Source organism: Mesorhizobium sp. WSM4816, assembly GCF_055811535.1.
This window is the reverse complement of record NZ_JBVVQR010000022.1, coordinates 75,571-99,705: the sequence shown is the minus strand read 5'-3', so window position 1 is coordinate 99,705 and position 24,135 is coordinate 75,571. Positions and strand designations below refer to the sequence as shown.

The 24,135-nt window shown below is 61.5% G+C and carries 22 protein-coding genes; 13 read left to right on the top strand and 9 right to left on the bottom strand.

Annotation, left to right across the window (positions count from 1 at the left end):
• Positions 1 to 205 precede the first annotated feature (205 nt).
• Together AC0L3H_RS21795 and AC0L3H_RS21790 are read right to left on the bottom strand one after the other, a co-directional pair.
• Positions 206 to 406, bottom strand: a complete 201-nt coding sequence (locus AC0L3H_RS21795) for a CsbD family protein (protein ID WP_473494502.1) — start codon at positions 404 to 406, stop codon at positions 206 to 208.
• Positions 407 to 603: 197 nt separating this feature from the next.
• Positions 604 to 888 carry a hypothetical protein gene (locus AC0L3H_RS21790; protein WP_236473004.1) on the bottom strand — a complete coding sequence of 95 codons (285 nt, stop codon included), beginning with the start codon at positions 886 to 888 and terminating at the stop codon, positions 604 to 606.
• 216 nt (positions 889 to 1,104) lie between these two features.
• On the opposite strand from AC0L3H_RS21790, the gene AC0L3H_RS21785 reads away from it, so the two are divergent.
• A complete protein-coding gene (locus tag AC0L3H_RS21785) occupies positions 1,105 to 1,383 on the top strand; it encodes a DUF3606 domain-containing protein (protein ID WP_091595140.1) in 279 nt (92 codons plus the stop codon).
• Between the two features lie 32 nt (positions 1,384 to 1,415).
• Here AC0L3H_RS21785 and AC0L3H_RS21780 read toward each other — a convergent pair whose 3' ends face one another.
• The 3 genes from AC0L3H_RS21780 to AC0L3H_RS21770 all read right to left on the bottom strand — a co-directional run bounded on the left by AC0L3H_RS21780 (position 1,416) and on the right by AC0L3H_RS21770 (position 4,221).
• Entirely contained in the window at positions 1,416 to 2,336 is a 921-nt protein-coding gene (locus tag AC0L3H_RS21780) for a YihY/virulence factor BrkB family protein (protein ID WP_473586851.1), read from the bottom strand.
• 148 nt (positions 2,337 to 2,484) lie between these two features.
• Positions 2,485 to 3,231: a hypothetical protein gene (locus AC0L3H_RS21775; RefSeq protein ID WP_473586850.1), complete on the bottom strand. Its 747-nt coding sequence runs from the start codon at positions 3,229 to 3,231 to the stop codon at positions 2,485 to 2,487.
• A 216-nt stretch (positions 3,232 to 3,447) separates the two neighbouring features.
• Complete coding sequence (locus AC0L3H_RS21770; RefSeq protein ID WP_473586849.1) at positions 3,448 to 4,221, bottom strand: SDR family NAD(P)-dependent oxidoreductase; 774 nt, start codon at positions 4,219 to 4,221, stop codon at positions 3,448 to 3,450.
• A 195-nt stretch (positions 4,222 to 4,416) separates the two neighbouring features.
• Here AC0L3H_RS21770 and AC0L3H_RS21765 point away from each other — a divergent pair, with 195 nt between their 5' ends.
• Positions 4,417 to 5,733, top strand: coding sequence for an NAD(P)H-dependent oxidoreductase (locus tag AC0L3H_RS21765; protein WP_473586848.1), 1,317 nt, complete (start codon positions 4,417 to 4,419; stop codon positions 5,731 to 5,733).
• 234 nt (positions 5,734 to 5,967) lie between these two features.
• Here the strand turns inward: AC0L3H_RS21765 and proC are convergent, their stop codons facing one another.
• The 3 genes from proC to AC0L3H_RS21750 all read right to left on the bottom strand — a co-directional run bounded on the left by proC (position 5,968) and on the right by AC0L3H_RS21750 (position 9,197).
• Positions 5,968 to 6,783: a pyrroline-5-carboxylate reductase gene (gene proC, locus AC0L3H_RS21760; protein WP_473586847.1), complete on the bottom strand. Its 816-nt coding sequence runs from the start codon at positions 6,781 to 6,783 to the stop codon at positions 5,968 to 5,970.
• Between the two features lie 127 nt (positions 6,784 to 6,910).
• Positions 6,911 to 8,230: an O-antigen ligase family protein gene (locus AC0L3H_RS21755; protein WP_473586846.1), complete on the bottom strand. Its 1,320-nt coding sequence runs from the start codon at positions 8,228 to 8,230 to the stop codon at positions 6,911 to 6,913.
• On the bottom strand, positions 8,199 to 9,197 hold the full coding sequence (locus AC0L3H_RS21750; protein WP_473586845.1) for a glycosyltransferase family 2 protein: 999 nt from the start codon (positions 9,195 to 9,197) through the stop codon (positions 8,199 to 8,201). Before AC0L3H_RS21750 ends, AC0L3H_RS21755 begins: the two co-directional genes overlap by 32 nt.
• Before the next feature lie 175 nt (positions 9,198 to 9,372).
• Here AC0L3H_RS21750 and AC0L3H_RS21745 point away from each other — a divergent pair, with 175 nt between their 5' ends.
• The 7 genes from AC0L3H_RS21745 (at position 9,373) to AC0L3H_RS21715 (ending at position 18,381) form a co-directional block, all read left to right on the top strand.
• On the top strand, positions 9,373 to 10,545 hold the full coding sequence (locus tag AC0L3H_RS21745) for a glycosyltransferase (protein WP_473586844.1): 1,173 nt from the start codon (positions 9,373 to 9,375) through the stop codon (positions 10,543 to 10,545).
• Positions 10,542 to 11,360: a WecB/TagA/CpsF family glycosyltransferase gene (locus tag AC0L3H_RS21740; protein WP_473586843.1), complete on the top strand. Its 819-nt coding sequence runs from the start codon at positions 10,542 to 10,544 to the stop codon at positions 11,358 to 11,360. Before AC0L3H_RS21745 ends, AC0L3H_RS21740 begins: the two co-directional genes overlap by 4 nt.
• The gene (locus AC0L3H_RS21735) at positions 11,357 to 12,280 is read left to right on the top strand and encodes a DUF6492 family protein (protein ID WP_473586842.1); all 924 of its coding nucleotides are present in this window, start codon (positions 11,357 to 11,359) and stop codon (positions 12,278 to 12,280) included. Before AC0L3H_RS21740 ends, AC0L3H_RS21735 begins: the two co-directional genes overlap by 4 nt.
• A 364-nt stretch (positions 12,281 to 12,644) precedes the next feature.
• The gene (locus AC0L3H_RS21730) at positions 12,645 to 14,195 is read left to right on the top strand and encodes an AbgT family transporter (RefSeq protein WP_473586841.1); all 1,551 of its coding nucleotides are present in this window, start codon (positions 12,645 to 12,647) and stop codon (positions 14,193 to 14,195) included.
• A 51-nt stretch (positions 14,196 to 14,246) separates the two neighbouring features.
• Positions 14,247 to 15,449 carry a M20/M25/M40 family metallo-hydrolase gene (locus AC0L3H_RS21725; RefSeq protein WP_473586840.1) on the top strand — a complete coding sequence of 401 codons (1,203 nt, stop codon included), beginning with the start codon at positions 14,247 to 14,249 and terminating at the stop codon, positions 15,447 to 15,449.
• Between the two features lie 46 nt (positions 15,450 to 15,495).
• Positions 15,496 to 17,331 carry an SLC13 family permease gene (locus tag AC0L3H_RS21720; protein WP_473586839.1) on the top strand — a complete coding sequence of 612 codons (1,836 nt, stop codon included), beginning with the start codon at positions 15,496 to 15,498 and terminating at the stop codon, positions 17,329 to 17,331.
• 6 nt (positions 17,332 to 17,337) lie between these two features.
• Complete coding sequence (locus tag AC0L3H_RS21715) at positions 17,338 to 18,381, top strand: AI-2E family transporter (RefSeq protein ID WP_473586838.1); 1,044 nt, start codon at positions 17,338 to 17,340, stop codon at positions 18,379 to 18,381.
• Between the two features lie 387 nt (positions 18,382 to 18,768).
• On the opposite strand, the gene AC0L3H_RS21710 is transcribed toward AC0L3H_RS21715, so the two are convergent.
• Positions 18,769 to 19,284 carry a DUF1269 domain-containing protein gene (locus AC0L3H_RS21710; protein WP_091595172.1) on the bottom strand — a complete coding sequence of 172 codons (516 nt, stop codon included), beginning with the start codon at positions 19,282 to 19,284 and terminating at the stop codon, positions 18,769 to 18,771.
• Between the two features lie 464 nt (positions 19,285 to 19,748).
• On the opposite strand from AC0L3H_RS21710, the gene AC0L3H_RS21705 reads away from it, so the two are divergent.
• The 4 genes from AC0L3H_RS21705 (at position 19,749) to AC0L3H_RS21690 (ending at position 24,097) form a co-directional block, all read left to right on the top strand.
• Positions 19,749 to 20,954: a M14 family metallopeptidase gene (locus tag AC0L3H_RS21705; protein ID WP_473586837.1), complete on the top strand. Its 1,206-nt coding sequence runs from the start codon at positions 19,749 to 19,751 to the stop codon at positions 20,952 to 20,954.
• Between the two features lie 281 nt (positions 20,955 to 21,235).
• A complete protein-coding gene (locus AC0L3H_RS21700; protein WP_473586836.1) occupies positions 21,236 to 21,541 on the top strand; it encodes a hypothetical protein in 306 nt (101 codons plus the stop codon).
• Between the two features lie 110 nt (positions 21,542 to 21,651).
• Positions 21,652 to 23,316 (top strand): alpha/beta hydrolase, encoded by a 1,665-nt coding sequence (locus AC0L3H_RS21695; RefSeq protein ID WP_473586835.1) that lies wholly within the window; start codon positions 21,652 to 21,654, stop codon positions 23,314 to 23,316.
• 37 nt (positions 23,317 to 23,353) lie between these two features.
• Positions 23,354 to 24,097 (top strand): META domain-containing protein, encoded by a 744-nt coding sequence (locus AC0L3H_RS21690; RefSeq protein ID WP_473586834.1) that lies wholly within the window; start codon positions 23,354 to 23,356, stop codon positions 24,095 to 24,097.
• The last annotated feature ends 38 nt before the right edge of the window (positions 24,098 to 24,135 follow it).

The following is a 24,135-nucleotide window of genomic DNA, read 5'->3' as shown; positions in this document are numbered from 1 at the left end:
CCCAGCCAGCATGTTGAATCAAATCCCCGCTGATTTGGGAATCCCCCTTCGATTCAGCCTCTCTTCATCCCGCTCTAGCTCCGAAAACGGGAGCGACGGCTGGCGCAGATCAACTCACCACCGTAGCATGCACCACATTTGCGAGCGTGAATTTGGATGATGTCGAGGCTGCGCCGATCGACGGCGCAGCCTGGATATTGAAGACTCAGGTGAGGCTTCTGGACCAATCATCCACCTGGCGCTCTGCCTCTTCCTTGGCGATTCCATAGCGCTCCTGGATACGGCCTGCGAGTTGGTCACGATTGCCCTCGATGCGATCAAGGTCATCGTCGGTGAGGTCACCCCATTGCTCCTTGGCCCTACCCTTGAACTGCATCCATTTTCCGTTGATTTGATCCCAGTTCATGAATTCCTCCTTTGCTGCTCAAAGGGAAATGCAAACGGACACCACACGTTCCCGACGGCGGACCGCCAGGACGATTATTTATTGGAACGATTATTATTGGCGACGCAGCAAAAGCCGCCGGCCGAAGCCAGCGGGGCGAATTCGAGCAGACGATCCGCGTCTTGAAATCACACTCGACGGGAAGCTTCCCCTGCCGATCAGGTGGCGCGCGCCAAGGCTATCGAGATGACGTTGTCCGTATCCGCGCCCGGTAGATCGAACAGCATCGGGAGTTGGCGGGTCATGGCCATTTCAACGATCAACTCTTCGATGGACGCTGTCGGCAAGTCGGTCTCGACACTATTCGAGATCATTGAGGCAAGCTTGTGGACTGGCACTGGTGCCGACTTCGCACGGTCGTCGAGCAACCTGCTGATTTCGATGACAACGTCTGCGTCAATGCTCTTTGGCAATTCCCGCATGGCTTTTTCCTCCCTGCCCATATTTTCTCCCCGCCCATATCATGCGCGCGCCAGAGGACTGAGTCTCGAAAAATCGACGTCTGGATTAAACCAAAGGCGTGCTTCGGTCTGATTGCTTTGGCGATGCGTCCGGGCTGCGGCGAAAAGGCGCTTTGGTGTCACATGCGGCAACGAAATCGCCCCTTTCGCGTTGGCCAATCATACATTGTCAGCAAACGCGACAAAGGAGAGTAAAACATGGCAGCCGACGCGGCGAAGCTCTATCCTCGCCACCGGGATCGGATTTCTGGCAGCGAGGATTACGTGGTAAGGCATTTTGCCCGGCAAAACGGCATCACCCCGGCGCAAGTCCATCAGTTGATCAGGAGATATGGAAGCGACCGCGCCAAGCTGGTAGCTGCGGCGAAGGAACTTCGCGCGTCGCTGCGACCGGCCAAAGCCATGCTCGCCTCAGGGCGCCGCGGCGGGCGTTTTAGCGCCGGCGTTGATGGAGGAAGTGGCTTGGGGAGGCAGTGAGCAACCGGCTGAAAAAATTCCAGACTTCGTTTTCAGACTTTTCGATCATGGCCGCCGTGGCCGGCTTCTGCTCGCGATTTGCTTGCTTCAATGGTCGCCTCCAGATCGGATCGGCTGCCGTGTCGAACCGAGTAAGCTCGTGTAAATTCGGCGCCCAACAGAAAGATCTCGGATGAATAAAAGACCCACAGCAGCACGACGAGCAGTGCGCCGGCTGCCCCGTATGACGATGCGAGGGCGCTGGTGCCGATATACCAGCCGATCAGCGACTTGCCGATCGTGAAGAGAAACGCCGTTGCTACGGCGCCGACGCCGACGTCGCGCCATTGCAGCGCGCGGTCGGGCAGGACCTTGTAGATTGCCGCAAACAACAGCGCGATAAGCGCAAACGAAACGATGCCGTTGATCGCGCTGAGGATGAGGGTGCCAAAGGGCAGATATGCGTTGATGATATTTGCAAGCGCCGATATTGCCGCGCTTACGACCAGGGACACCAGCAGCAGAAAGCCAAGCGCCGCGACCAGACCCAGGCTGGCAGCTCGTGCCCGCACGAGACGTGAAATCGATGTGCCGCCCGGTTGGACTTTCCAGATCTCGTTCAGGGCAACCTGCATTTCGCCGAACACGCCGGATGCGGTAACCAGCAGCGTGACGAGCCCCAAAATGCTCGCCAGAGTTCCCGCCTCCTTGTGTGCTGCGTTCTCGATTGTCGCTTGCAGGAGCTCGGCGCTCTGCGGACCCATCAGGCCCGCCATCTGGGCCGAAAGCGCCAGCTGTGCCGCATCGTTTCCGAAGGCCATGCCTGCGATGGCGACGACGATGAGCAGGATCGGCGGAAGCGAGGTCGTGGCATAGAACGCCATCGCCGCCCCGTGGCTCAAGGCATTGTCATTGATGAAGCCGACGATGCTCTCCCTAAGGAGTGTCCAAGCCTCTTTCGCCACATCCCACATGTTTGCCTCGCCTGCTTCTCAAGCAAATAGAGGCAGCACCGCGGCGGACCAGAGCGTGGCAGGTCGCAAACCTAGGAGATTGGCTGAAACACCCCTCCACTTCGTCATCCTGGGGCGGAGTAAGGAGCGAAGCGACGCGGCGCAGACCCTAGGATGACGAAGGCGTGGCAGAGCAATCAGGTGACGAATCCTGGCTTGTTTGCGCGACCTGTCCGGCGGCTCTTTTTGTGAGACCGTCCTGCGTCGGGAAGGCCGCGAATGCCGCGATGGCCAGATAGATCGGAATCCCCAATTCGAGGATTTCCTCGAAAACTGCCGAGGTATCGTTCCGGGCAAGATGGATGCCGAGAAATGTGAGATTTGACGGCGCCCCGTCGATGACCTTCGAAAGGACGGCGCAACCGATAGCGGCGGCAATGGCAACGGCAGTCGCCTCGCCGTGGCGAAGCCCTTGCACAAAGCTGCGGAGGCCGTCTTTGAGGAGAAAATAGAAGGCAATGGCGAGGGCGATAACGACCGTCGCGCCGATCAGCTTTTCCAACAGCGAAACGTCAGGCGAAATGTAGAGGGTGGTCTTGGTGATGTTGTGGGTGGTGAAATGCGCATGGAAGTCCAACTCGCGCAGGCACATCGCGATCGCTATGGCGACGAGATACCAGCGCTTGAGCAACTCCCGATAGGGCATTTCCCGCACAAGCGTCGCCACGACGATCAGGTAACCGGCGGCCGAGAAGACTTCGATGGGACCGCCCTCGCTGAGGTAGAACTTCCTGATATCTTCGGGAAGAAAGGCGAGCGGCAGGGCGATGAGAAAGACGAGCACCAGCAGCGCAAGGCCCATTTGAATGAAATAGTGGCCCTTGCCGTAACCGATCTTTCTTTCGTCCCATGCCATATGTGTCTCGCCCATCTGTCTTGTGCCAGTTCTCTATTAATCGTGATTTCACTCAATTTGAAAGGCTGGACCGTTGTCAAGTTGCCGCTTCGTAATGCCCGTCCACCTGCCGGTGCCCTGACGGCGTAAGCGCGGCCAACCTGACGGGGCAAAGTGCGGCGTTGGCTGTACTGTCCAGACGTGTCTTTGCAGCCATCAGCGAGACGACCCATTCGCTCACGCCACTGACCAGCCGCCATCGACCAGTACATTCGCGCCAGTGATCATTGACGCGGCGGGCGAGGCCAGGAACACCACCGTGCCGGCGACATCGATCGGATCACCGATGCGGCCGAGCGGGATGTGCCCAAGCACATGTGCATGAACGTCCGGATCGGCGAGCGAGGGCCGTGTTCCGTCGGTCCAGATGAAGGTCGGCGCGACGCTGTTGACGGTGATCTTGTGCTGCGCCCATTCGGCCGCGAGGCAGCGGGTGAGGTGGTTTATCGCCGCCTTGGTCATGCAGTAGATCGCTTCGCCCTTCAGCGTCACTGTGCCGGCCTGCGAACTGATGTTGATGATGCGTCCGGATTTCTGCTTGATCATCAGCCGTCCGACCGCCTGGGTGGTGAAGAACGTGCCCTTGAGGTTGACGTTCACGGTGAGGTCGAAATCCGCTTCGGTCACGTTCTCCGCGAGGTTTTCAGGCCCGAGCCCGACATTGTTGACCAGAACGTCTATGCGGCCGAAGGCGGCGTGGGCGTCGGCGACCGCTTTTCGCACCGTCGCCAGATCGGTGAGGTCCATCTGTACCGCCAGCGCGCGCCGGCCGATGCGCTCGATCTCGGCGGTGATATCCGCGCCGTCGGCAGCGCTGCGAACGCCAACGGTCATGTCGGCGCCAGAGCCGGCGCAGGCGAGCGCGCAAGCGCGCCCGATGCCGCGCGAGGCGCCGGTGACCAGCGCCACCTTGTCAGCCAGATCGAATTTCGGCGTGAACTCGTTTGTCATCTCAACCTCCCTGAGAGCCCTGTCGGGGCGCCGCCCGACAGGGCGGTCTCCTCATCTCTGAACAGTAACTGGGAAGACTATCCGCTCGCGGCGCGAAAGCCAGCCGCAAGAAATTGACGACGGCGGCCGGTTTCGTTGGCAAAAGGCTGCCGTTCCCTGCTATTCCCCTTCAGATCAAAAGCAGTGGACTTGCGCATGACCAATGTCGCCTTGACCGGGCTTGCCCGCGATCTCGCCAAGCGTGCCGCGGAAGGCCGACCGGTGCGCATCGGCGTCATCGGCTCAGGCGAGATGGGCACCGACCTGGTGACGCAAGGCATGCTGATGCCGGGCATTTCGGTGTGCGCCGTCTCGACCCGCCGCCCGCACACGGCGCTGGATGCCATCCGCATCGCCTATGGCGATGAGGCGATGGCGCGCGAGGCCGATACGCCGTCGAAGCTCAGCGAGGCGATAGAGAGCGGAAAAATAGCCATCACCTCGAACGAGATGCTGGTCACCAATCCGCTGATCGAAATCGTCATCGACGCTACCGGCAAGCCCGGCGTCGCCGCCGATTTCGACCTGATGGCGATGCAGCACGGCAAGCATCTGGTGATGATGAATGTCGAGGCCGACGTAACCATCGGCTGTTATCTGAAGCAGCAGGCCGACCGCCTCGGCGTCGTCTATTCGGTCGGCGCCGGTGACGAGCCGTCGAGTTGCATGGAACTGATCGAGTTCGCCTCCGCGCTCGGCTACACCATCGTCTCAGCCGGCAAGGGCAAGAACAACCCGCTCAACCACGACGCCGTCCCTGACGACTATCGCGCGGAAGCGCTGCGCCGCAACATGAACCCGCGCATGCTGGTCGAGTTCGTCGACGGCTCGAAGACCATGGTCGAGATGTGCGCCATCGCCAACGCCACCGGGCTGGTGCCCGACATTGCCGGCATGCACGGTCCCAAGGCCGACCGCGATGAATTGGCCAAGGTGCTCATCCCGCGCGCCGACGGCGGCATCCTGTCGAGGAAGGGCGTCGTCGACTACACCATCGGCAAAGGCGTGGCGCCCGGCGTGTTCGTCATCGTCGAGGCCACGCATCCGCGCATCATCGAGCGCATGGACGATCTGCATATCGGCCATGGACCCTATTACAGCTTCTTCCGGCCCTATCATCTGACCTCGCTGGAAGTGCCGCTCACCGCCGCGCGCATCGCGCTCTATGGCAAACCGGACATGGTGCCGCTGCCGAGGCCAGTTGCCGAGGTCTGCGCCGTGGCCAAGCGCGATCTGGCGGCGGGAGAGAAATTCGACGCGATCGGCGAGACCTGCTACCGCTCCTGGACGATGACTGTCGAGGAGGCCCGCGCCAACCGCGCCGTGCCGGTCGGCCTGCTCGAAGGCGGCAAGGTGCTGAGGCCGGTCAGCAAGGGCGAGCTGCTGACATCAGCCAATGCCGCGCCCGACCCGACCACCAGGCTGTTCGCCTTGCGCCGGCTGCAGGACGAGATGCTGTACGGGGCGGGGTAGTGCGCAGAATTTTGATGCCGGCGGGACAGCGCCCCCCTCTGTCCTGCCGGACATCTCCCCACTTGGGGGGAGATCGGGCGTCACGCCGGCTTTCGCCTATCTCCAACATCGCAGTGGTGAGTGGACCGCCGAAGCTGCCAATCTCCCCCCTTGTGGGGGAGATGTCCGGCAGGACAGAGGGGGGCGCCGTAGAGCGCTGTATCCCGCACCTTGGGTGCGACGTCGGACAAGCCACTACTTTCCCAGCTCGATCGACCGCAGCCGTGCCGCCTCCACCGCTTCGGTGAGCAGGTGGATCAGCCGGTCCTCGCCCATCAGCACGGCAAGTGCGGCGGCCGTGGTGCCGTTGGGGCTGGTCACCTGCTGGCGCAGCACGCCCGCATCTTCGCCGCTTTCGGCGGCGAGCGAGGCGGCGCCATAGACCGTCTGCACGGCCAGCAGCCTGGCGGTTTTGGCTGGCAATCCGGCCGTCTCGGCAGCCACCGCCAGTGCTTCGATGAAATGGAAGACATAGGCCGGGCCAGACCCTGACACCGCCGTCACCGCGTCCATCAGGCCTTCGTCCTCGATATCAGTCACTTCGCCGCTCGCCGAGAGCAGATCTGAAACGAAACGTTTCGTATCGATGGTCACCAGCCGGTTGGAAAACACCACCATCATGCCCTTGCCGATCGCCGCCGGCGTGTTGGGCATGCAGCGCACGATCGGCGCGCGATCGCCCAGAATGGACTCGAAAGTGGCGACCGGCGTTCCGGCGGCGATGCTGAGGAAGGTGGTGCGGCCATCGTTGAAGCGCTTGTAGGCGGCGGTCACCTCGCGGATCACTTGCGGCTTCACCGCAATGACCGCGAGGGCCGGCACCGCGTCTGCCGGAATGCCGCCGGCATCCGAGGCAGCATTGCAACCCAGCGCTTCAGCGCGCTTGCGCAGATCGGCATTGGGCTCGACCACGAAGACCGCCGCCGGGGGGAGCTTGCCCGATTTCAGCCAGCCGGAGAGCATGGCGTAGCCCATATTGCCGCAGCCGGCGAGAACAAGCCTGATCGTCATGGAAAACCTCCGCAGAGCATTGGGCCCAAAGTGGGTACCGGTTTTGGCAAAATCCGATGCTCAAACCAAAAGATGTTCTCCCATAGACCCTCGCGACTGGGCGGGGAAGCCCTGTTGGGACGGAGGATCAGGACGGACCACGAACCGCCATCGGCCGCAGCGACACTTGCCTCAGGCCGAACATGCCGAACACGAAGAACAGCCAGACCGGGTCGGCGCGATGGAAGAAGAAGCTTTCGAGGAAGGCGTTCAGCGCGGTGAACAGCACCACCATCATGAAGAAGTCGCCGAGATAGACGTTCTCCTTGCGCAAGGGAATGCGCATGTAATCGCGCAACGGCGCAATCAGGAAGGTGTAGACCGCCACGCACAGCGCCGGGATGCCCATCAGCACCGCGATGTCGAGATAGCCGTTATGGCCGTGCACGATGGTCCGGATGTCCCAGGCGCGGTCGAAAGGCTGGTCCTGGTTCAACAGCAGCGGCGTGCCCCAGAAGCTCTCGAAGCCATAGCCGGTCCACGGCCGCTTCGCCAGCATCTCGCCGGCGAACTCCCACAGCGTCGTTCGCCCGGTATAGGTCAGGTCGGGAAAATGGAGTGCAGCCAGATGCTTCACCGGCGGCAGGAAGACGATGCCCAGCGTGCCGATCGCTGCGGCGATGATGGCCAGCGCGAACAGGATCGGCGTGCCAAGCCGCATGCCGATCAGGCTTGGCAGCACGACGATCAGGATCGAAAACGGCACCAGTCCAGCCGTCGTCTTGGAACCGGTGTGCAGCATGAAGATCATCGCTGCGCAAAAGATCGATGCGCCCCAGAGCTGCTGTCCGCGCCGGTAGAGGTACAGCCCGGCGAAGCTGAAGCAGGCCATGACGGGCCCGGCGATGTTCTTGTGGGTGAACACGCCGCGCCACAGGCCGGCATGTTCCGGCTCCAGCGACGCGGCGGTGTGCAGCGCCTCGTTTGGAAAGACGATGAGCCCGATATAGGACAGGCCCATGACAACGACGATGGTGAAGATGATGACTTTCGAGAAAGCTTCGGCGTCGCGTGGCAGCGCCAGGATCGTCGCCATCGTCAAAATGCCGATCAGCGTGAAGAAGGCGGCGCGCATGGCAGACGGCGGATCGGTTGCCATCACCACCGAGAACATCAGGAAAGCCAGCATCAGCAGCCAGGACGGGCTGAGCAGCGAACGCACCACGCGCGGCCCGGCGAAAGCCATGAGCGAGAAGGCCGAGATCGCGCCAAGCGAGCCGAAGCCGAGCTGGTTGACGATGTCGCCGCCATCACCGGTCGTTGCGGCGCCGGCCGGCTGGAACGGACGGAACGACACCAGGATGACGGTGAACAGCAGCGCGGCGATCGCGGTCGCGACACCGTCGCGTGTGAAGGCCGCGCAGAGCGGCGCGCGTTCAGTTCTTCTCAGGCTGCCGGTATTGCTCATTGGCATATCCGAATTCGGCAAGCACGCGGCCGACAGCGACATGGATTGGGTATAAGGCCGTCGCCAACGACCCCGTCCGCGCCAGCCTGGCCGCGCCGCGAAACGGCGAGACGGCAAGCAGCGCCAGGCTCTTCAAGAAAACCCTGGTGCCGGCGAACGGCGTGCCGGCCCGCTTCTTCTTCTCGACCAGTGTCGAGATGACGCCGTTGCGCAGGCTGCGGGCACGGATCCAGTCGGCCTCGATGCGCCGGGCCGGAACTGTTTCATGCACTTGCGCCTCGGCGCACCAGCCAAGCACAAAACCTGTTTGTGCCGCCCGGCTCAGGAAATCGGAATCGCCGCCGCCCATGAAGTTGAATTTCAAGTCGAGGAAGGGCGGCCCCATGGCGGTGAGCACGTTGCGGCCGACCAGCAAATTGCCGGAGGAATACAGCGCGGGTACCCGCCCGGTCTGCCGATAAGATGGCGCAAAGACCGGGTGCTCGGCCCAACTGGCATGGGCCGCGTCGGCAAACACAGGCATTTGCGGGCCACCGACAATGTCGGCACCGATCGTCTCGGCCGCCTGGCACATGCGCTCGAGCCACTGCGGATCGGCGATCTCGTCGTCGTCGATGACCAGCAGGTGGCTGAAGTCAGGAAAGTGCAGGATAGCCGTCTGCCAGCCGGCATTGTAGGCGCTGCAATTGCCGCGCTCATGCGCGACGATCACCATGCCCGGAATGTCGCCGCCCTCGAACAGCGGCAGCGCCGCCTTGGCGCCGGCGCGCGCCTCGGCTTCGTTCTCGATGACGATGATTGCGAAACGTCTGCCGGTTTCCTGGGCCTTGAGCGATGCCAGCGTCGCCAGCAGTTGCTCGGGCCGTTTGAAGGTCGGCAGCGTAACGACCGCCTCGACGGCAGCGGCGACAAGTCCCGGCGACCGCCCTGCGATCGATACCGAACCGTCCAATGGCAAAGGGATCATCCGTGTCCAGCCCGGGATTGGTGAGTTTGGCTCTCGATAGCATCCGTGATGATAACGTTTCGTTTATCACCTTCGTGGACAAGCCCGCAAATCGGCAACGCCGGGCCACCAAATATCTTCACTTAATCAAGGCTTCACCGCGCTTTGTTAGCTGTATCCGCTTAGGAAAGGTGAGATGCATCTGCTGTTCGCCACATCGATCGTGCCCGACGGGGCTCTTGCCTCGGGCTACGAGATCGCCAATGCCGCGATCATCGCCGCGTTGCGGCGCGCCGGCGCGCGGGTCACGGTGATCGGCTTCACCTGGCCGGGCAAGCCTGCGAGCGATCCGCAGAACACCATCGTGCTCGGCGCCGTCGATGTGCGCACCGAAACCGCCTCATCGCTGCAAAAGCTCGCCTGGGTTGCAAGGGCGATGCTCTCCGGCCTCACTTTCGCGTCGGTCAAGCTGCGCGTGGTCAACGACAGCGAGGTCCGCGCCGCCGTCGAACGCGCCGGCCCTTTCGACGGCTACGTCTTGAATTCCGTGCAGTTCGCCGGCGCCTTCGAAAGGCTTTTCGGCGACCGGCCGTCGATCTTCGTCGCCCACAATGTCGAGCATCGTTCGGCGCGTGAGAACGCCGCTGCCGCCGGCGGCCTTTTCCAGCGCCTGCTGTTTCGCCGTGAGGCAAGGCTGCTCAAGACTGTGGAAGAACGGCTCTGCCGTCGGGCACGCTTCGTCTTCGCGCTGGCCGAGGAAGATCGCTCAGCGCTCGGCGTCGCCTCCGACGGCCGCTCGGCGGTGCTGCCGCTGGTGACTTGCGCCGAGCCGCCGGTGCAAAAAACCCCGCGCCGCATCGACTGCGACGCGGCGCTGATCGGCACCTGGACCTGGCAGCCGAACCGCATCGGTCTCGACTGGTTCCTGGAAAAGGTGGTGCCGCATCTCAGGCCCGATTTCCGGGTCAGGATTGCCGGCGGCATGCCGTCGGGCCTCGCGTCCGCGTATCCCGGCGTCGAATTCGTCGGCCGCGTGCCGGACGCGCAGGCTTTCGTGCGCAGCGCCGCCGTCATCCCGCTGATCAGCACCTCCGGCAGCGGCGTGCAGCTCAAGACCATCGAAACCTTCGAGCTTGGCCTGCCTTCCGTCGCCACCAGCCATTCGCTGCGCGGCATCGACCATCGCCCGGTCAATTGCTTGGTGACCGATGATCCCGTCGCCTTCGCCGGCGCCCTTGAAGCAGCAGTGGCCGATGTCGGGGACGTCGACGGCAGCGCTTTCCACCGCCGGCAGCTGAAGGCGCTCGATGCCGCAATCAGGCTCGGCCTGGAAAAGCTCGGGCCTGTCGGCCAGGAGATGTTTGCATGAATGTGCACAACGCCCGTGCCGTTTTCGGGGCCGACAGCTTGAAATCGATCCTGGGCATCTCGGTCCTTGCCATCCGCTGGGACGATGCGGTCGCGCACCTGACCCGGTTGATTGCAGAGCGGCGCTTCACCAAGGTCACCTTTCTCAACGCTCACAACGCCAATGTCGCCTATACGGACCCGGTCGTTGCCGAGGCGCTCGACGATTTTCTCATCCTGCCGGACGGTGTCGGCGTCGATCTGGCGGCGAAACTGCTTTACGGAGCATCGTTTCCGGACAATCTCAACGGCACAGATTTCATCCCTGCCTTCCTGCAGGCGTCCGCCAGGCCGCTGACCGTGGGGCTGCTCGGCGCGACCCGGGTCAACGCCGAGGCGGCGTCGGAGAAGCTGGCAGCGCTCGCGTTGCAGCACCGGTTCGTGGTCATCCATGACGGTTATTTCTCTCCCGCCGAGGAGCCGGCAATCGTCGATCGCATCGCCAGATTGCGGCCGGACGTGCTGCTTGTCGCCATGGGCGTGCCACGCCAGGAATTATGGATCGCGCGCCACATTGACGCGCGCCACTGCACGCTGCCGATCGCCGTCGGCGCGCTTCTCGATTTCCTGAGCGGCACGGTGCCGCGGGCGCCGCTGTGGATGCGTCGGCTCAGGCTCGAATGGCTGTTTCGGTTGCGGATCGAACCGGGCCGTCTCTGGCGCCGCTATGTGGTCGGCAATCCTCTGTTCCTGTGGCGCGTCATCGGCCAGAAATTCTTGCGCAGGCCCGCTCCTACCAAAACTCGCCCCAGAGCAGACCCCGGAGCAGATCATTGAACAACCGGTTCGTGCCGAGCCCTGATCCCGAGGCTGATTTCCTTCCCCGGGCGCCGACGGCGGCGGTCGTGACGGCAAGCTATGCGCCGGATTTGGAGCGCTGCCGCCTGCTGTGCGACACAATCGACCGCTACGTTTCCGGCGTGGCGCACCACTATATTCTTGTCGAGCATCGTGACGTGGCGCTGTTTCGTCAGTTGGAGAACAATCGCCGCACCATCGTCGACGAGCGGGACCTGTTGCCGCGCTGGCTGCATGCCTTCGACGATCCGCTCAGCCTGTTCCGCAGGCGCATCTGGCTCAGCCTGAAGACCAAGCCGCTGCGCGGCTGGCATGTGCAGCAGCTTCGCCGCATCGCGATATCAGCCCATGCCGGCGAAGACGTGCTGGTCTTCTGCGATTCCGACGTGGCGTTCCTAAAACCTTTCGACTGCAGCGCATTCTGGCGCGACGGCAAGGTGCGGCTGTTCCGCCGCGACGGCGTGCTGTCTGGTGACGGTCATGAGGAGCATCGCATCTGGTCGCGCAATGCCGGTTCGGCGCTTGGCATCGAGCCATCGGAGGTTTCGACCCGCGACTACATTTCGACGCTGATTGCCTGGCGCCGCCAAACCGTGACGGCGCTGTGCGCGCGGATCGAGACGATCCATGGCCGCAACTGGGTCGAAATCGTCGGTGCGGCGCGCAAATTCTCCGAATGCATGATCTACGGCCGCTATGTCGACGACGTGCTCGATGGCGCCGGCCATTTCCATGACTCGGAGGCGTTCTGCCGCGTCCACTGGACGGGCGAGGCGCTGTCGGATGACGAGTTCCGCCGTTTCGTCGCCGCCATGGCGCCGCAACAGGTGGCCATCGGCATGCAGTCCTTCATCGGCACCGATGTCGGCCGCATCCGCCGCCTGATCGGGCTCGATTAGTGCTGGGGTAAAAGCGCGATTACCTCGACCCGGTTCTGCATGACAATGCCGGGACCGAACCCCAAAGTATTTAAGCATCACGGCTGCTCATGGCTCTTCGAGAACCTTGACCGAGACTAGCAATTGCCGCCGCCCTTACACATCCGCTTAAAGTCCAGAGTCTACGCTGATCGTTCCATTCCTTGTGTTTCATTGTCAGGGCGATCGGGCGTGAAAGACTTACGGGCGATTTCGGGACAGGCGGCCAAGGCTTTGGATTCTGCGCTCATGACTCCTCACAGTAGAGGACTAAGCTCAAAGCCCGTTTGATCTGAGTATTGCCGGGGGGACGCGCTGCGCGGGTCCTGCAGAGAGGAAGACCGAGATGCCCAACGCGAATGCGGTTCCAAAAACCGCAATGCAAAGATTTCTCGACGCAGTCGAAAGAGTGGGGAACATGGTTCCTCATCCGGTCGTCATTTTCCTGATCCTGATTGCAATCGTCATCGTCTTGTCGGCGCTCCTGAGCGCCTTCGGCGCCGCGGTGACGTTCGAACGCATCAATGCGGATACGCATGAGATTGAAACGGCGACCACCGAGATCCGTAGCCTGCTGAGCATTGAAGGCATACGCTTTCTGTATGCCTCGCTCATTCCCAACTTCATGAGCTTCACTGCGGTCGGGCTGATGATCGCAGCAATGGTCGGCGCCGGCGTGGCGGAGGAATCCGGCCTGGTCACCGCGCTGATCCGAAAGCTCGTAGTCGTGTCACCGGCCTGGGCCCTGACCTATATCCTCGCCTTCGTCGGCATCATCGCCAGCGTTGCCGCCGACGCGGGTTATCTGGTCCTGATTCCGCTGGCCGGTATCGCTTATCTCGCAGTCGGGCGTCACCCGCTTGCCGGTCTCGCCCTGGGTTTCGCCGCTGTGGCAGGTGCCTTTACAGTCAATATGCTCATCAAGCCGCTTGATGCAGTGCTGGTCGAATTCACGAACGATGCGGCGCATCTCGTCGACCCCAACAGATCGATCGGCTTGGCCTCGAATGTCTGGTTCTCCATAGCATCCGTGCTGTTTCTGACAGTGATCATCGCGTTCATCTCCGACCGCATGATCGAACCGCGGCTCGGGGTTTACAAGCCCGAGAAGTCCGGGGATGGAACGGTTCCCGATCAGAGTGCGGGACTGTCCGAAAGAGAATCCCGCGGATTGCGCTATGCCTTATACGGGCTGATCGGCCTGATCCTCGTCTTTTGTTTCCTGACACTGCCGTCTTGGGCGCCGCTGCGAAACCCCGAAACCGGCGAACTGATCGGCAACTCGCCCTTCATGAACGGCCTGATCGCGCTGATCATGCTGATCTTCCTGGTGACCGGCTGGTCGTACGGCATCGGAGCCGGCACGCTGCGCACCCTGACCGAGGTCATCGGCGCGATTGAAAAGTCGATCAAGAACCTGGGCGGGACGATCTTTCTGTTCTTCGTGCTCAGCCAGTTCGTCGCTTACTTTACCTACACCAACATCGGAACGGTTATGGCGCTGAGCCTGTCGGGTGCGCTGCAAGCTGCAAACATAGGCGCATTGCCCCTTCTGCTCGGCTTCATCCTCGTCGTCGCGATCATCGATCTGCTGTTGACTGGAGCAATCGCGAAATGGGCGATTTTCGCTCCGGTCTTCGTACCTTTGCTGATGAAACTAGGCGTCGAGCCGGAAGCTGTTTTGGCTGCTTATCGTGTCGGTGACTCGCCGATGAACGCGATAACCCCGCTCAATGCCTATTTTGCTCTCGTAGTTGGATTTGCCCAAAAATACGACAAATCCGCAGGCGTTGGCACGATCGTATCGCTGATGCTTCCCTACGTCCTGTGGATGTACGTCCTGTGGACGGCACTCTTCGCGGGTTGGCAGGCGTTGGGCCTCCCATGGGGCCTGTAAACTCTGATCCACCACGATGCGAAACAGCACTCAAACCGGGGACGAGGTAACATGAGCGAAGTTCCGATTCCCATCGATGTCGCTGCCGCCGAAGAGCACCTGATGCGGTTCCTTTCGATCGAAGGTGTGACTGGATACGAGGCCAATATCGCGGCGGCTGTCAGTGACGCACTGAAGGCCGTTGGCGTACCAGCTTCGGCAATCCGCTTCGATGACGCCAATACCCGCATTGCGTTGCCAACCGAAACTGGCAATCTGATTGTAGATCTGCCTGGGACGCGCAGCGCACCAAGGCCGCTGTTCTCCACCCATCTTGACACAGTGCCGCTGTGCGCCGGGGCGAAGCCCCGAAGGGAAGGCGATCGCATCGTCTCCGACGGCACGACAGCACTCGGAGGCGACGCCCGCACCGGTGTGGCGCTTCTGGTTGTGCTTGCCGAAACACTGATCAGGCACAAGCTGCCGCATCCGCCGATCACGCTGCTTTTCACGGTACGGGAAGAGAGCGGGCTTCACGGGGCGCGCGAGTTGAACCCCGCCGATCTTGGTGGCCCGGTCATGTGCATCAATGTCGATGGGCAACTCGCCTCCGATCTGATCATCGGCGCGGTCGGAAAGGAAAACTGGGAAGTCGAGATCAAGGGCCGCGCGTCCCACGCTGGCGTGGCGCCCGAAAAGGGCATATCGGCGACGCTGGTAGGAGCGATCGCCTTGACTGAGGCGCGGCAGGTAGGCTGGTTCGGCAAGGTTGTGAAACCCGACGGCCGGGGAACCAGCAATGTCGGCATTTTCGGCGGGAGGGGTGGAAAGCCGGCGGGCGATGCAACCAATGTCGTCACCGACTACGCATCCATCAAGGGAGAGGCTCGCAGCCCCGAGGCAGCTTTCGCAACGAAGATCGCCAAGGGTTACGCAGATGCCTTCGGCAAGGCGAAGGGGCAGGTCAGAGATCATGAGGGCCAGACGGCAGAAGTAACGTTCAGCCACCAGACCTCCTACCCTCCTTTCAAACTCGCAGAGGACAGCCCGGTCGTGACGCGGGCCACCAAGGCGTTGAAGATGCTGGGTATCGAGGCCAACTGTCTCTTCTCCAATGGCGGGCTGGATGCAAATTGGCTCGACAAACATGGCATCCCTACCATCACCATCGGTGCGGGCCAGGCCGAGATCCATACCATCAAGGAATATGTGAACCTTGCCGAATACGAGAAGGGCTGCCGCCTGGGCGTACTTATGGCGACACTGGAAGAGTAGCAGTCATGCCGCGGGTCGGCCGTAGGGCCGGCGAGGAACCAAGCGATTGAGCCCCATAGCGAACACTGCCACCATCATCGCAGCCGGCGTCGTCCTGTTCGTCTGGAACCGGCTGCCAGTCGTCGTTGTCGCGATGGCGACGGCCACCGCGTTGTGGGCAACCGGCGTCCTGACGATTGATCAGGCGCTCGGCGGCTTCGGTGATCCCGCGGTGATCTTCATAGCCTCCCTCTTCATCGTCAGCGCCGGCCTCGACGTGACGGGCGTCACCGCCTGGGCCGGGCAACTTCTGATCCGTGGCGCAGGCGAAGAGAGCCGCGCCCGCCTGCTGCTGCTGACGATGAGTATGGTCGCGCTCCTTACGGCGCTGATCAGTGTCAATGGCGCCGTGGCTGCACTCCTGCCAGTGGTGGTCGTCATCGCCGTCCGCCTGAAGCGAAATTCGGCCCAGTTGCTCCTGCCTCTCGTTTTTTCCGCGCATGCCGGCTCAAAGTTGGCTCTGACGGGATCGCCAGTGAACGTCTTGGTGTCGAACGCGGGCAGCGACGCCGGCGTGGGCAGCTTCGGCTTCTTCGAATTCGCGCTTGTAGGCTTGCCGCTGCTGGCAGGAACGATGGCCATCATCATAGTGTTCGGAAAACGGCTGTTGCCCGAACGCAACGGCGCGACCATGCCTGCCGACTTCAGCCGCCATGCGAAGACGCTCGTCGAGCAATACGGCCTTGCCAGCGGCGTCTACCAAATGCGCGTGCGCGCAAGTTCGCCGTTTATCGGCATGCCCGCGTCTGCGATCGAGTTGGGCACCTATCCCGACCTGCAAGTCGTCGCCGTTCAGGAGGGTGAAACGGCCAGCCCGCTTCGCAGACCTGTCATCGCCGAGGGGGATCACCTGCTGCTGCGGGGCGACGCCGAGTCGGCCGCTGCGTTCGCTGCCGACAAACACCTCGCATTTAGCGAGTCGGCGGCGCCAGGGCAGGGAGAGGAGATGCTGTTCAACCGCAGTTCGGGCCTCGCCGAGGTGGTGATTCCGCCACGCTCCGGCCTTATTGGCCAGAACGTTTTCCCGGGCATGGTCACCGAGAGCGGCGACCTGATCGTCCTTGCCGTGCAGCGCGCCGGCGCAGAGGTGGTCGCCACCAACGCAACACGAGATGCAGGAGGTATCGTGCTGCAGGCCGGGGACACGATGCTCTTGCAGGGAACGTGGAAAGCTCTCGACCACCGCCTCAAGGATCCGGATGTCCTGGTCGTCAATTCGCCCGAACTGGTGCGTCGTCAGGCGGTGCCGATGGGGCCGGGGGCCCGCCAGGCCGTTGCCACTCTGATCGCGATGGTCGTGCTCCTCGCCACGGGAATCACCCCGCCGGCGGTAGCCGGCCTGCTCGCCGCCGGAGCGATCGTCCTGTCGGGGATCATGAGTGTCGAGCAGTCCTACCGAGCCATCGATTGGACGACCGTGATCCTTGTCGGCGCGATGATGCCGCTGTCCACCGCCATGGTCGAGACGGGCGCCGCGAAACTGATGGCAGAGCATCTGGTGTCGCTGGTCGGCGACGCCGGTCCCATTGCCCTGCTCGCCGGCCTGTTCGTGCTGACTGCCATCATGGGGCAACTCATCAGCAACACCGCGACCGCTCTCATCGTCATCCCGATCGGCGTTGCAGCCGCGATAACCATGGGTATTTCGCCCCGTCCAGTGCTCATGAGCACCGCCGTGGCGGCGGCCGCAGCATTCCTGACGCCGATCGCAACCCCCACGAACCTGATGGTCATGGCCCCTGGCGGTTACGCTTTCGGTGACTACTGGAAGCTTGGTCTACCGCTGATGCTCTGGTTCTTTGTCGTGGCTGTGTTCATAGTGCCGATGATCTGGAGATTCTGAATTACCATGAATGCCCGCTGGGTTCCGGTACTGCTGGGCATCATCTGCGCAATTCTCCTGCTGGCCGCGCTCTATTTCGCCGAGGCGATCATTGCGCCGGTCGCCTGCGCGCTCTTTATCATCGCGATCGTCTGGCCGGTTCAGAAACGGCTGCAGGCACGCCTGCCGCAGCTTCTGGCGCTCGCCATTGTTGTAACGCTGGTCGTGCTGGTCTTCATCGTGTTCGCGTCCGTCGTGGCCTGGGGTTTCGGTCGGATCGGCAGAACCGTCATCGCCGAGACGCCGCGGCTTCAAGCGCTCTACGAACAGGCGACAGCCTGGCTGGAGACGCACGGGATCGCCGTTGCCGGCCTATGGGCGGAGCATTTCAATGTGCGCTGGGTTGTGGCGGCGATGCAGAGCCTGTCAGCACGGCTGAACACGACGATCTCGTTCTGGATCGTGGTACTGATCTACGTGCTGCTCGGCCTGCTCGAGGTCGGCCCGCTGGCGCGCAAAATCCCCAGCATCGTCAGCGGCGAGGCTGCGCGCATCCTGATCGTCGGCGGCGAACGCACAGCCGCCAAGCTGCGCCGGTACCTGGTGATCCGAACGATCATGAGCGTTGCAACGGGTGGCATGATCTACGTGTTTACCCTGGCGCTTGGCCTGCAGCTTGCCACGGAGTGGGGCGTCATCGCCTTCACTTTGAATTTCATCCCCTTCGTCGGCCCGTTCGTCGCAACGCTGCTGCCGACCGTCTACGCGCTGGCCCAGTTCGAATCCCTGTATTCCGCACTTTTCGTCTTTGGCTGCCTCAATCTCATCCAGTTCGCGATCGGCAGTTATGTAGAGCCGCGTTTGGCGGGCAAGGCGTTGGCGCTGTCGCCCTTTCTCGTGCTGTTTTCTGTCTTCCTTTGGATGTTCCTCTGGGGCCTGTTCGGCGCCTTCATCGGGGTCCCGATAGCAATTGCCGTGCTGACCTTCTGCGCCCAGTCTCCGTCAGCCAGATGGCTCGCCCAGTTGTTAGGCGCCCCCGCCGATGAGGTGGAACGCGCCCAGGGTGGATAGGGACAGTAAGAGCAGCCAGCGCGGGCTCGGATTAGACCGAGAACAGTCATCAGAACGACGCCACCGAGCAGACCCGATACGCCGACCCCGATCAGGACGGCAGGGGTAAGCCCGCCCAGCCCGCGCATGACGGAATCGGCGGCGTTTTCAGCGTGCCCAACCAAGTGGCCAATGCCGGGAATCTGCGCAGCTACGAAGGTCAACGCAAAACCTCCGGCCATGCCGGCCAGAACGGCTGCGATCTTGGTAAGTTCAACGCTGGGCCACCACCACCGCACAGCGAGTGCCCCCGCCGCGCCGCAGAGCATCTCGATGGCGATGGCTATGACAGTTTCGGTCGGGGACAACAGTCACTTTCTCCAGCACGAACGGGAGCGGCGATGCCGCCTACGCCGACGGCGCCGAACCGGCTTCTGCGGAATGGCGCTTGAGGGCGTCGCGCAGAACCTGCTCCTTGGTCTCGTCGAGCGAGGTCTTGAGGACGATTCCACCGAAGCCCTGGATCTGCTTCAGAACCTTGTCTTCGGTCATCTCCTGGATCAGCAGGAAGAGCGCGGCATTGCCTGGCACGATGCTTGCCGACAGATCTTTCATGAAGGCATCATTGATGCCGACATCGGTCAACGCGCCCCCAAGCGCACCCGAAGCCGTGCCAACCGCCACGCCTATAAGCGGATTGAGGAATAAAATCCCGATGAGCAATCCCCAGAAGCTGCCGGAAACGGCACCGGTAGCCGTGGTGTTCATAAGCTGGTTCAGCTTGACCTTTCCCGCCTCGGTCTTGGTGGCGATGACAGCGTCGCCAAGCTTGATCACATATTCCTTCTGTAGACCGAGCAGGGTTTGGCGGACTTCTTCAGCCTTCGCCTCGGTGGGATAAACAATGACGATGAGGGTTGACATGGAGGCTCCTGTCGACGGCAGCCATTAGGGCTGCGTAGGGGGTGCCATATTTTAGGGCGTCCAGCACCTGAAGAAATCGGCATGGAGTCCCGCTTATGTGCCCCATGTCTCTTTTTCGCAGCGCCGGGGAATCGATTGACTGATGTCAAATCCGTTTCCAGTCTTGCCACAGCCTGAGGCAACTAACTTGGCCTCACGCTTCATCATGCCGGCGTCGCTGGCGAAATCGGGCGATAGGCCGAGGGAATAGGAGCGCTTTGGAGAATATCGTCCGATGTAGGACGAGAGGCACAGTTTTGGAATTCTGGGCCAATGGCAAGGCGGCCAGAAGACGCTATCGTCAACAACGGAAGCGGAAGCATCCTAAGCTGTAGTCACGGTCCATCTGATGATCTCCGAGCGTTCCTTTCTCCATCAATGACCGCTCAAGCCGAAGCGACCTTGATACACACAAGGACTTGATCATGTCGGACCCATCCAAAAAAGGCCTCGACCGTGGCGATCGGATAATAGCATCCATCGCGACGGTTGGCGCGGCGGCCGCCCTCGCGGCCAACGCTGGCTCTGCAACCGCCCAGGACGTAGCGGCTCCCTCTGCCGACGCCGCATCCGGTGGGTCTCAGGGAACGGTCTATACCGGGGAAGTGATCCAGGGGAAAAAGGTCGTCAGTGCGCTCGACGTCAGCGACCTGGAAGCCAGGCAGAAGCACCTCTTGTTCTTTCAGGGCGTGCAGATGCCCACCGGACAGTATTGGTATGTGTCCGTGGCGGTCGCCAAGGGGGCAAAGCCGGGCAAGCGCGTCGTTCTGACCAGCGGTGTGCATGGCGACGAGATGAGTTCCGTGCATACGGTCCTGACCGTGATGAACCAGCTCGATCCGGCGGAAATGTCGGGCACGGTGATGGCGGTCACGGACATCGCCCGCCCGGCTATGGAAGGCATGCAGCGCAGATGGCCCAATTCTGGCAGGGGCGCCGGCCTGATCGACATGAACCGGGAATGGCCCGGGAACGAGAACGGCTTCACCGCGCCCAGCCGGCACGCCGGGCTGCTGTTCAACCGGCTGCTGCGGCCGAACGCCGACGCGGCGATCGACTTCCATACCGGGACAAGCGGATTCGAAGTCACCGCATTCAATATTGCAAGCATGGATGTGCCCGAGATCCGGTCGATGGTGGAACTCTACCCGGTCGGCCAGATCTTCGACAATCATACATATCCCGGTGTCCTGCATAACGCGTTTGTGGACGCGGGTATCCCGTCTTTTTGCCCGGAGGTCGGCGCTGCGCGCGTCCTCGATCTCGAGATGATCCCCCTGTTCGTGGAGGGCACGATGAATGTCCTCAAGCATCACGGCATCCTGGCCGGCCCAATGGGACGGACAGGCAAGGACGTGGGTGTTTTCTTAGGCAACAGCGCGGTTCCGGTCGTGGCAACCCAGGGCGGGTTTATCGAGCATCTGGTCAAGCTCAACGACAAGGTTGAAGCCGGACAAAAGGTGGCCATCCAGCGCAACAGCTTCGGCGAAGTGGTCGCGGAATATACAAGCAGCGTTAATGGAGAGATTGCGGGCCAGCGCAGCGAAGTACCGTCCGAGCCTGGCGACCCTTTGGCATTCATCCTTTTCAACAAGGCGGGGCCGGATGGCGGTGAAACTTACCCAGAGTGAGTACGCCACGACAGCGCCGAGAAAGGCGCCAGCTCCGACTCCGGCTCCTGCGTCCGGTTCCTGCCCCCTTTTCGGTGGCGCCAAGGACGGCAACACGCGGACAGGAGGCAAGTTTTGTTTTCTACCCATCTCGATCTTAGCTTCGATGGAGAGAGGTCATGAGCACAGAGTCCTGAGTTTGTCTGGTTGTCCCTAAATTAGGGACTGGCACCGTCTTTGCCTTGACAAGGCAGCCGACGACGAATTGTTCTCGAAGAGCCCGTCAATACGGAGGAAGTCTTATGCATCGTCATTTGTTCGCTTGCTTTGGTATAGCTCTCAGCTTCGTTGTCCCTGCAGCTTCGCCAACGCCCGCCCACGCAGTCACGGTAAACATCAATATCGGCACCAGCCTCAATAATGGCCGTGCCATCACTTGTCGTGATGGCGAGCGAATCTTGCGCAATCGCGGCTTCAGAGACATTCGACGTGTCGATTGCCGCGGGCGGTTCTTCGTCTATCGCGCCAGGCGCGGCGCATTCCGTTTCGAAATTGCAGTGAGCGCGAACAATGGCCGCGTCGTCGATCTGCGTCGACTTAGAAGATAATGGTCTGGGCCATCGTTCCAGGGTCTGGAGGCCGTTAGATTCAGCCTAAGGACTCGATCGTTGCGCCGTCTTACAAAGTTGCTGTCCGTTAAACGCTGAGGACCAATGAGTTGCGCGCGATCCTGACCAAGCTCGCACATTCATTCCTCGCGACAGGGATACTGGTAGCGACCCTTGCGTTCGCGGTCTCGCTTACGCCCAGCCTTATACCACGATCCTATCTGGTCCAGGGTGTGCTTTCGGGACTTTCAGCTGCACTCGGATACGGCATCGGCTTCGTCGCTTATTCGCTGTGGATCTATCTCGAATTGCCGCAGCTACGGGACCGAACCCTGAAGGCGATGAGAATTGCAGTCGCCGGCACGTGCGTTGTGATTGCCGCCGTGTTCCTTTGGAGAACTCTGGAATGGCAGAATTCGATCCGCGTTTTGATGGATCTCGCTCCGCTGGACACCGCGAGTCCGCTCAAGACAGGGATTGTCGCTGTCGTCGTATTTGCGACACTCATGTTGTTGGCACACCTCTTCAGGCACACCTTCCTGGTGTTCTCCGGCTGGCTGGGACGCTTCGTCCCGAGGCGGGTCTCTCACCTTGTCGGCGGCCTGCTGGCGGTCGCGCTGTTCTGGTCGGTCGTCGAGGGACTGGTCTTCAGCCTGACGCTTAGAATCCTGGATTCCTCGTTCAAGCAGATGGATGCTCTCATCGAAGATGACCGCAGCAGGCCCGCGCAATCGATCAAGACCGGAAGCGCGGCTTCTTTGCTGTCATGGGAAGAACTCGGCAGGCAGGGCCGCAGGTTTGTCAGTTCCGGTCCAACGGCGGCAGAGATAGCAACTTTCTTCGGGGAAGGGGCTGTGGACCCTATTCGGGTGTATGTCGGAATGAGTTCGGCCGACACTGCCGATGAACGCGCGAAGCTGGCCTTGCAGGAATTGAAACGTACCGGCGCGTTCGAAAGGTCCATACTGATCATCATCGTGCCGACTGGTACCGGCATGATTGATCCGGCTGCGCTGGACCCGGTTGAATATCTTCACAGGGGCAATGTCGCGAGCGTCGCAATGCAATACTCCTACCTCGCCAGTTGGCTATCCCTCCTGGTCGAGCCGGACTACGGCGCGGAGGCCGGCGACGCGCTGTTCCAAGAGGTCTACACCTACTGGTCTTCGCTTCCACGCGACGTCCGCCCGAAACTCTACTTGCACGGCCTAAGCCTCGGGGCGATGAACTCTGAACAGTCGGCGAACCTTTACGATGTCGTCGCAGATCCGTTTCAAGGCGCTTTGTGGAGCGGGCCACCCTTCGCAAGCCGCACCTGGCGATCCGTTACTGACGGCCGCAATTCCGGATCGCCCGAATGGCTCCCCCGATTTCGCAACAGCTCGATCTTCCGGTTCACCAATCAGAACGATGCCTTGGACATTCCAGACGCGGAGTGGGGACCGATCCGGATAGTCTACCTTCAATATGCCAGCGATCCGATAACCTTCTTCGACGTCGCCACGCTTTATCGAGAACCCGATTGGATGAAAGAGCCGCGCGGACCCGACGTATCGGAAGAGGTTCGCTGGTATCCGCTTATCACGATGCTGCAACTGACGGTCGATATGGCAATAGCGACGACGTCTCCAATGGGTTACGGCCATGTCTTTGCACCACAGCACTATATCGATGCGTGGCTGGCCGTAACCGATCCGCCGAGCATTACACCTGAAGATATTGCTCGGCTGAAGGTCCTTTTCATCACGCGCGGGGCGACGCCTGTCAGCGGATAAATCTCAGTTTGTCATTTTTATAGGTAGGAGAAACGCCGTGAAGCTGCTGTCAGCCCTTGTTGCCGCAGCCATATGCTGCCTAGCGTCGCATGGCGCGTATGCTGCGGATGTGAAACTGTCCGGCAGCGCCTTCTACCGGGAGCGGATTGCGCTACCCTCAGATGCCACTCTCCTTGTGGAATTCATAGATTTGGCCAAGCCAGAAACCGCCCTGGCCGCAACTGCGGTGGCGCCGGCCGGACAAGTTCCCATTGCCTTTGGCCTGGTTCTCGATTCAAGCAAACTGTCGAACGGAGAGGCCTATGCGATACAGGCCCGCATTGAGGTCGGCGGCTCCGCCTGGTTCGCCAGTGCCGAGCCGACCCCGGTCGATCTGGCGAGAGCGGGAGAATTGTTTTCAATCCTCCTCGTTCAGGCGGGCAGTAAGAACGCAGAGGAGGCTTCCGGCGTCTCGCTGGCAGGTACCGAATGGAGGGTTTTAGAGCTGGACGGCAAGAGCGCCGATACGAACGTGACGTCGACGCTTATTTTTGATGCTGATGGCGCGGTGAGCGGCAATGGTGGCTGCAACGCTTTTCGCGGCAACGTCGACATGGAAGGTACGACAATGAAATTTGGCCAGCTGGCATCGACAATGATGGCCTGCGAAGATGCCAAATCCGTTCAAGAGGCGGTCTTCCACGCAGCGCTTTCGCAAACTGCGGCGTATTTTGTACAGGATGGAAATCTGATGCTCGTCGATGCTGCAGGTAAGACCGTCGCTCGCCTGGGAGCGCCGTGAGGCGGCTAAGCTGACGTTAGCGCGGACTTGTCCCGCCG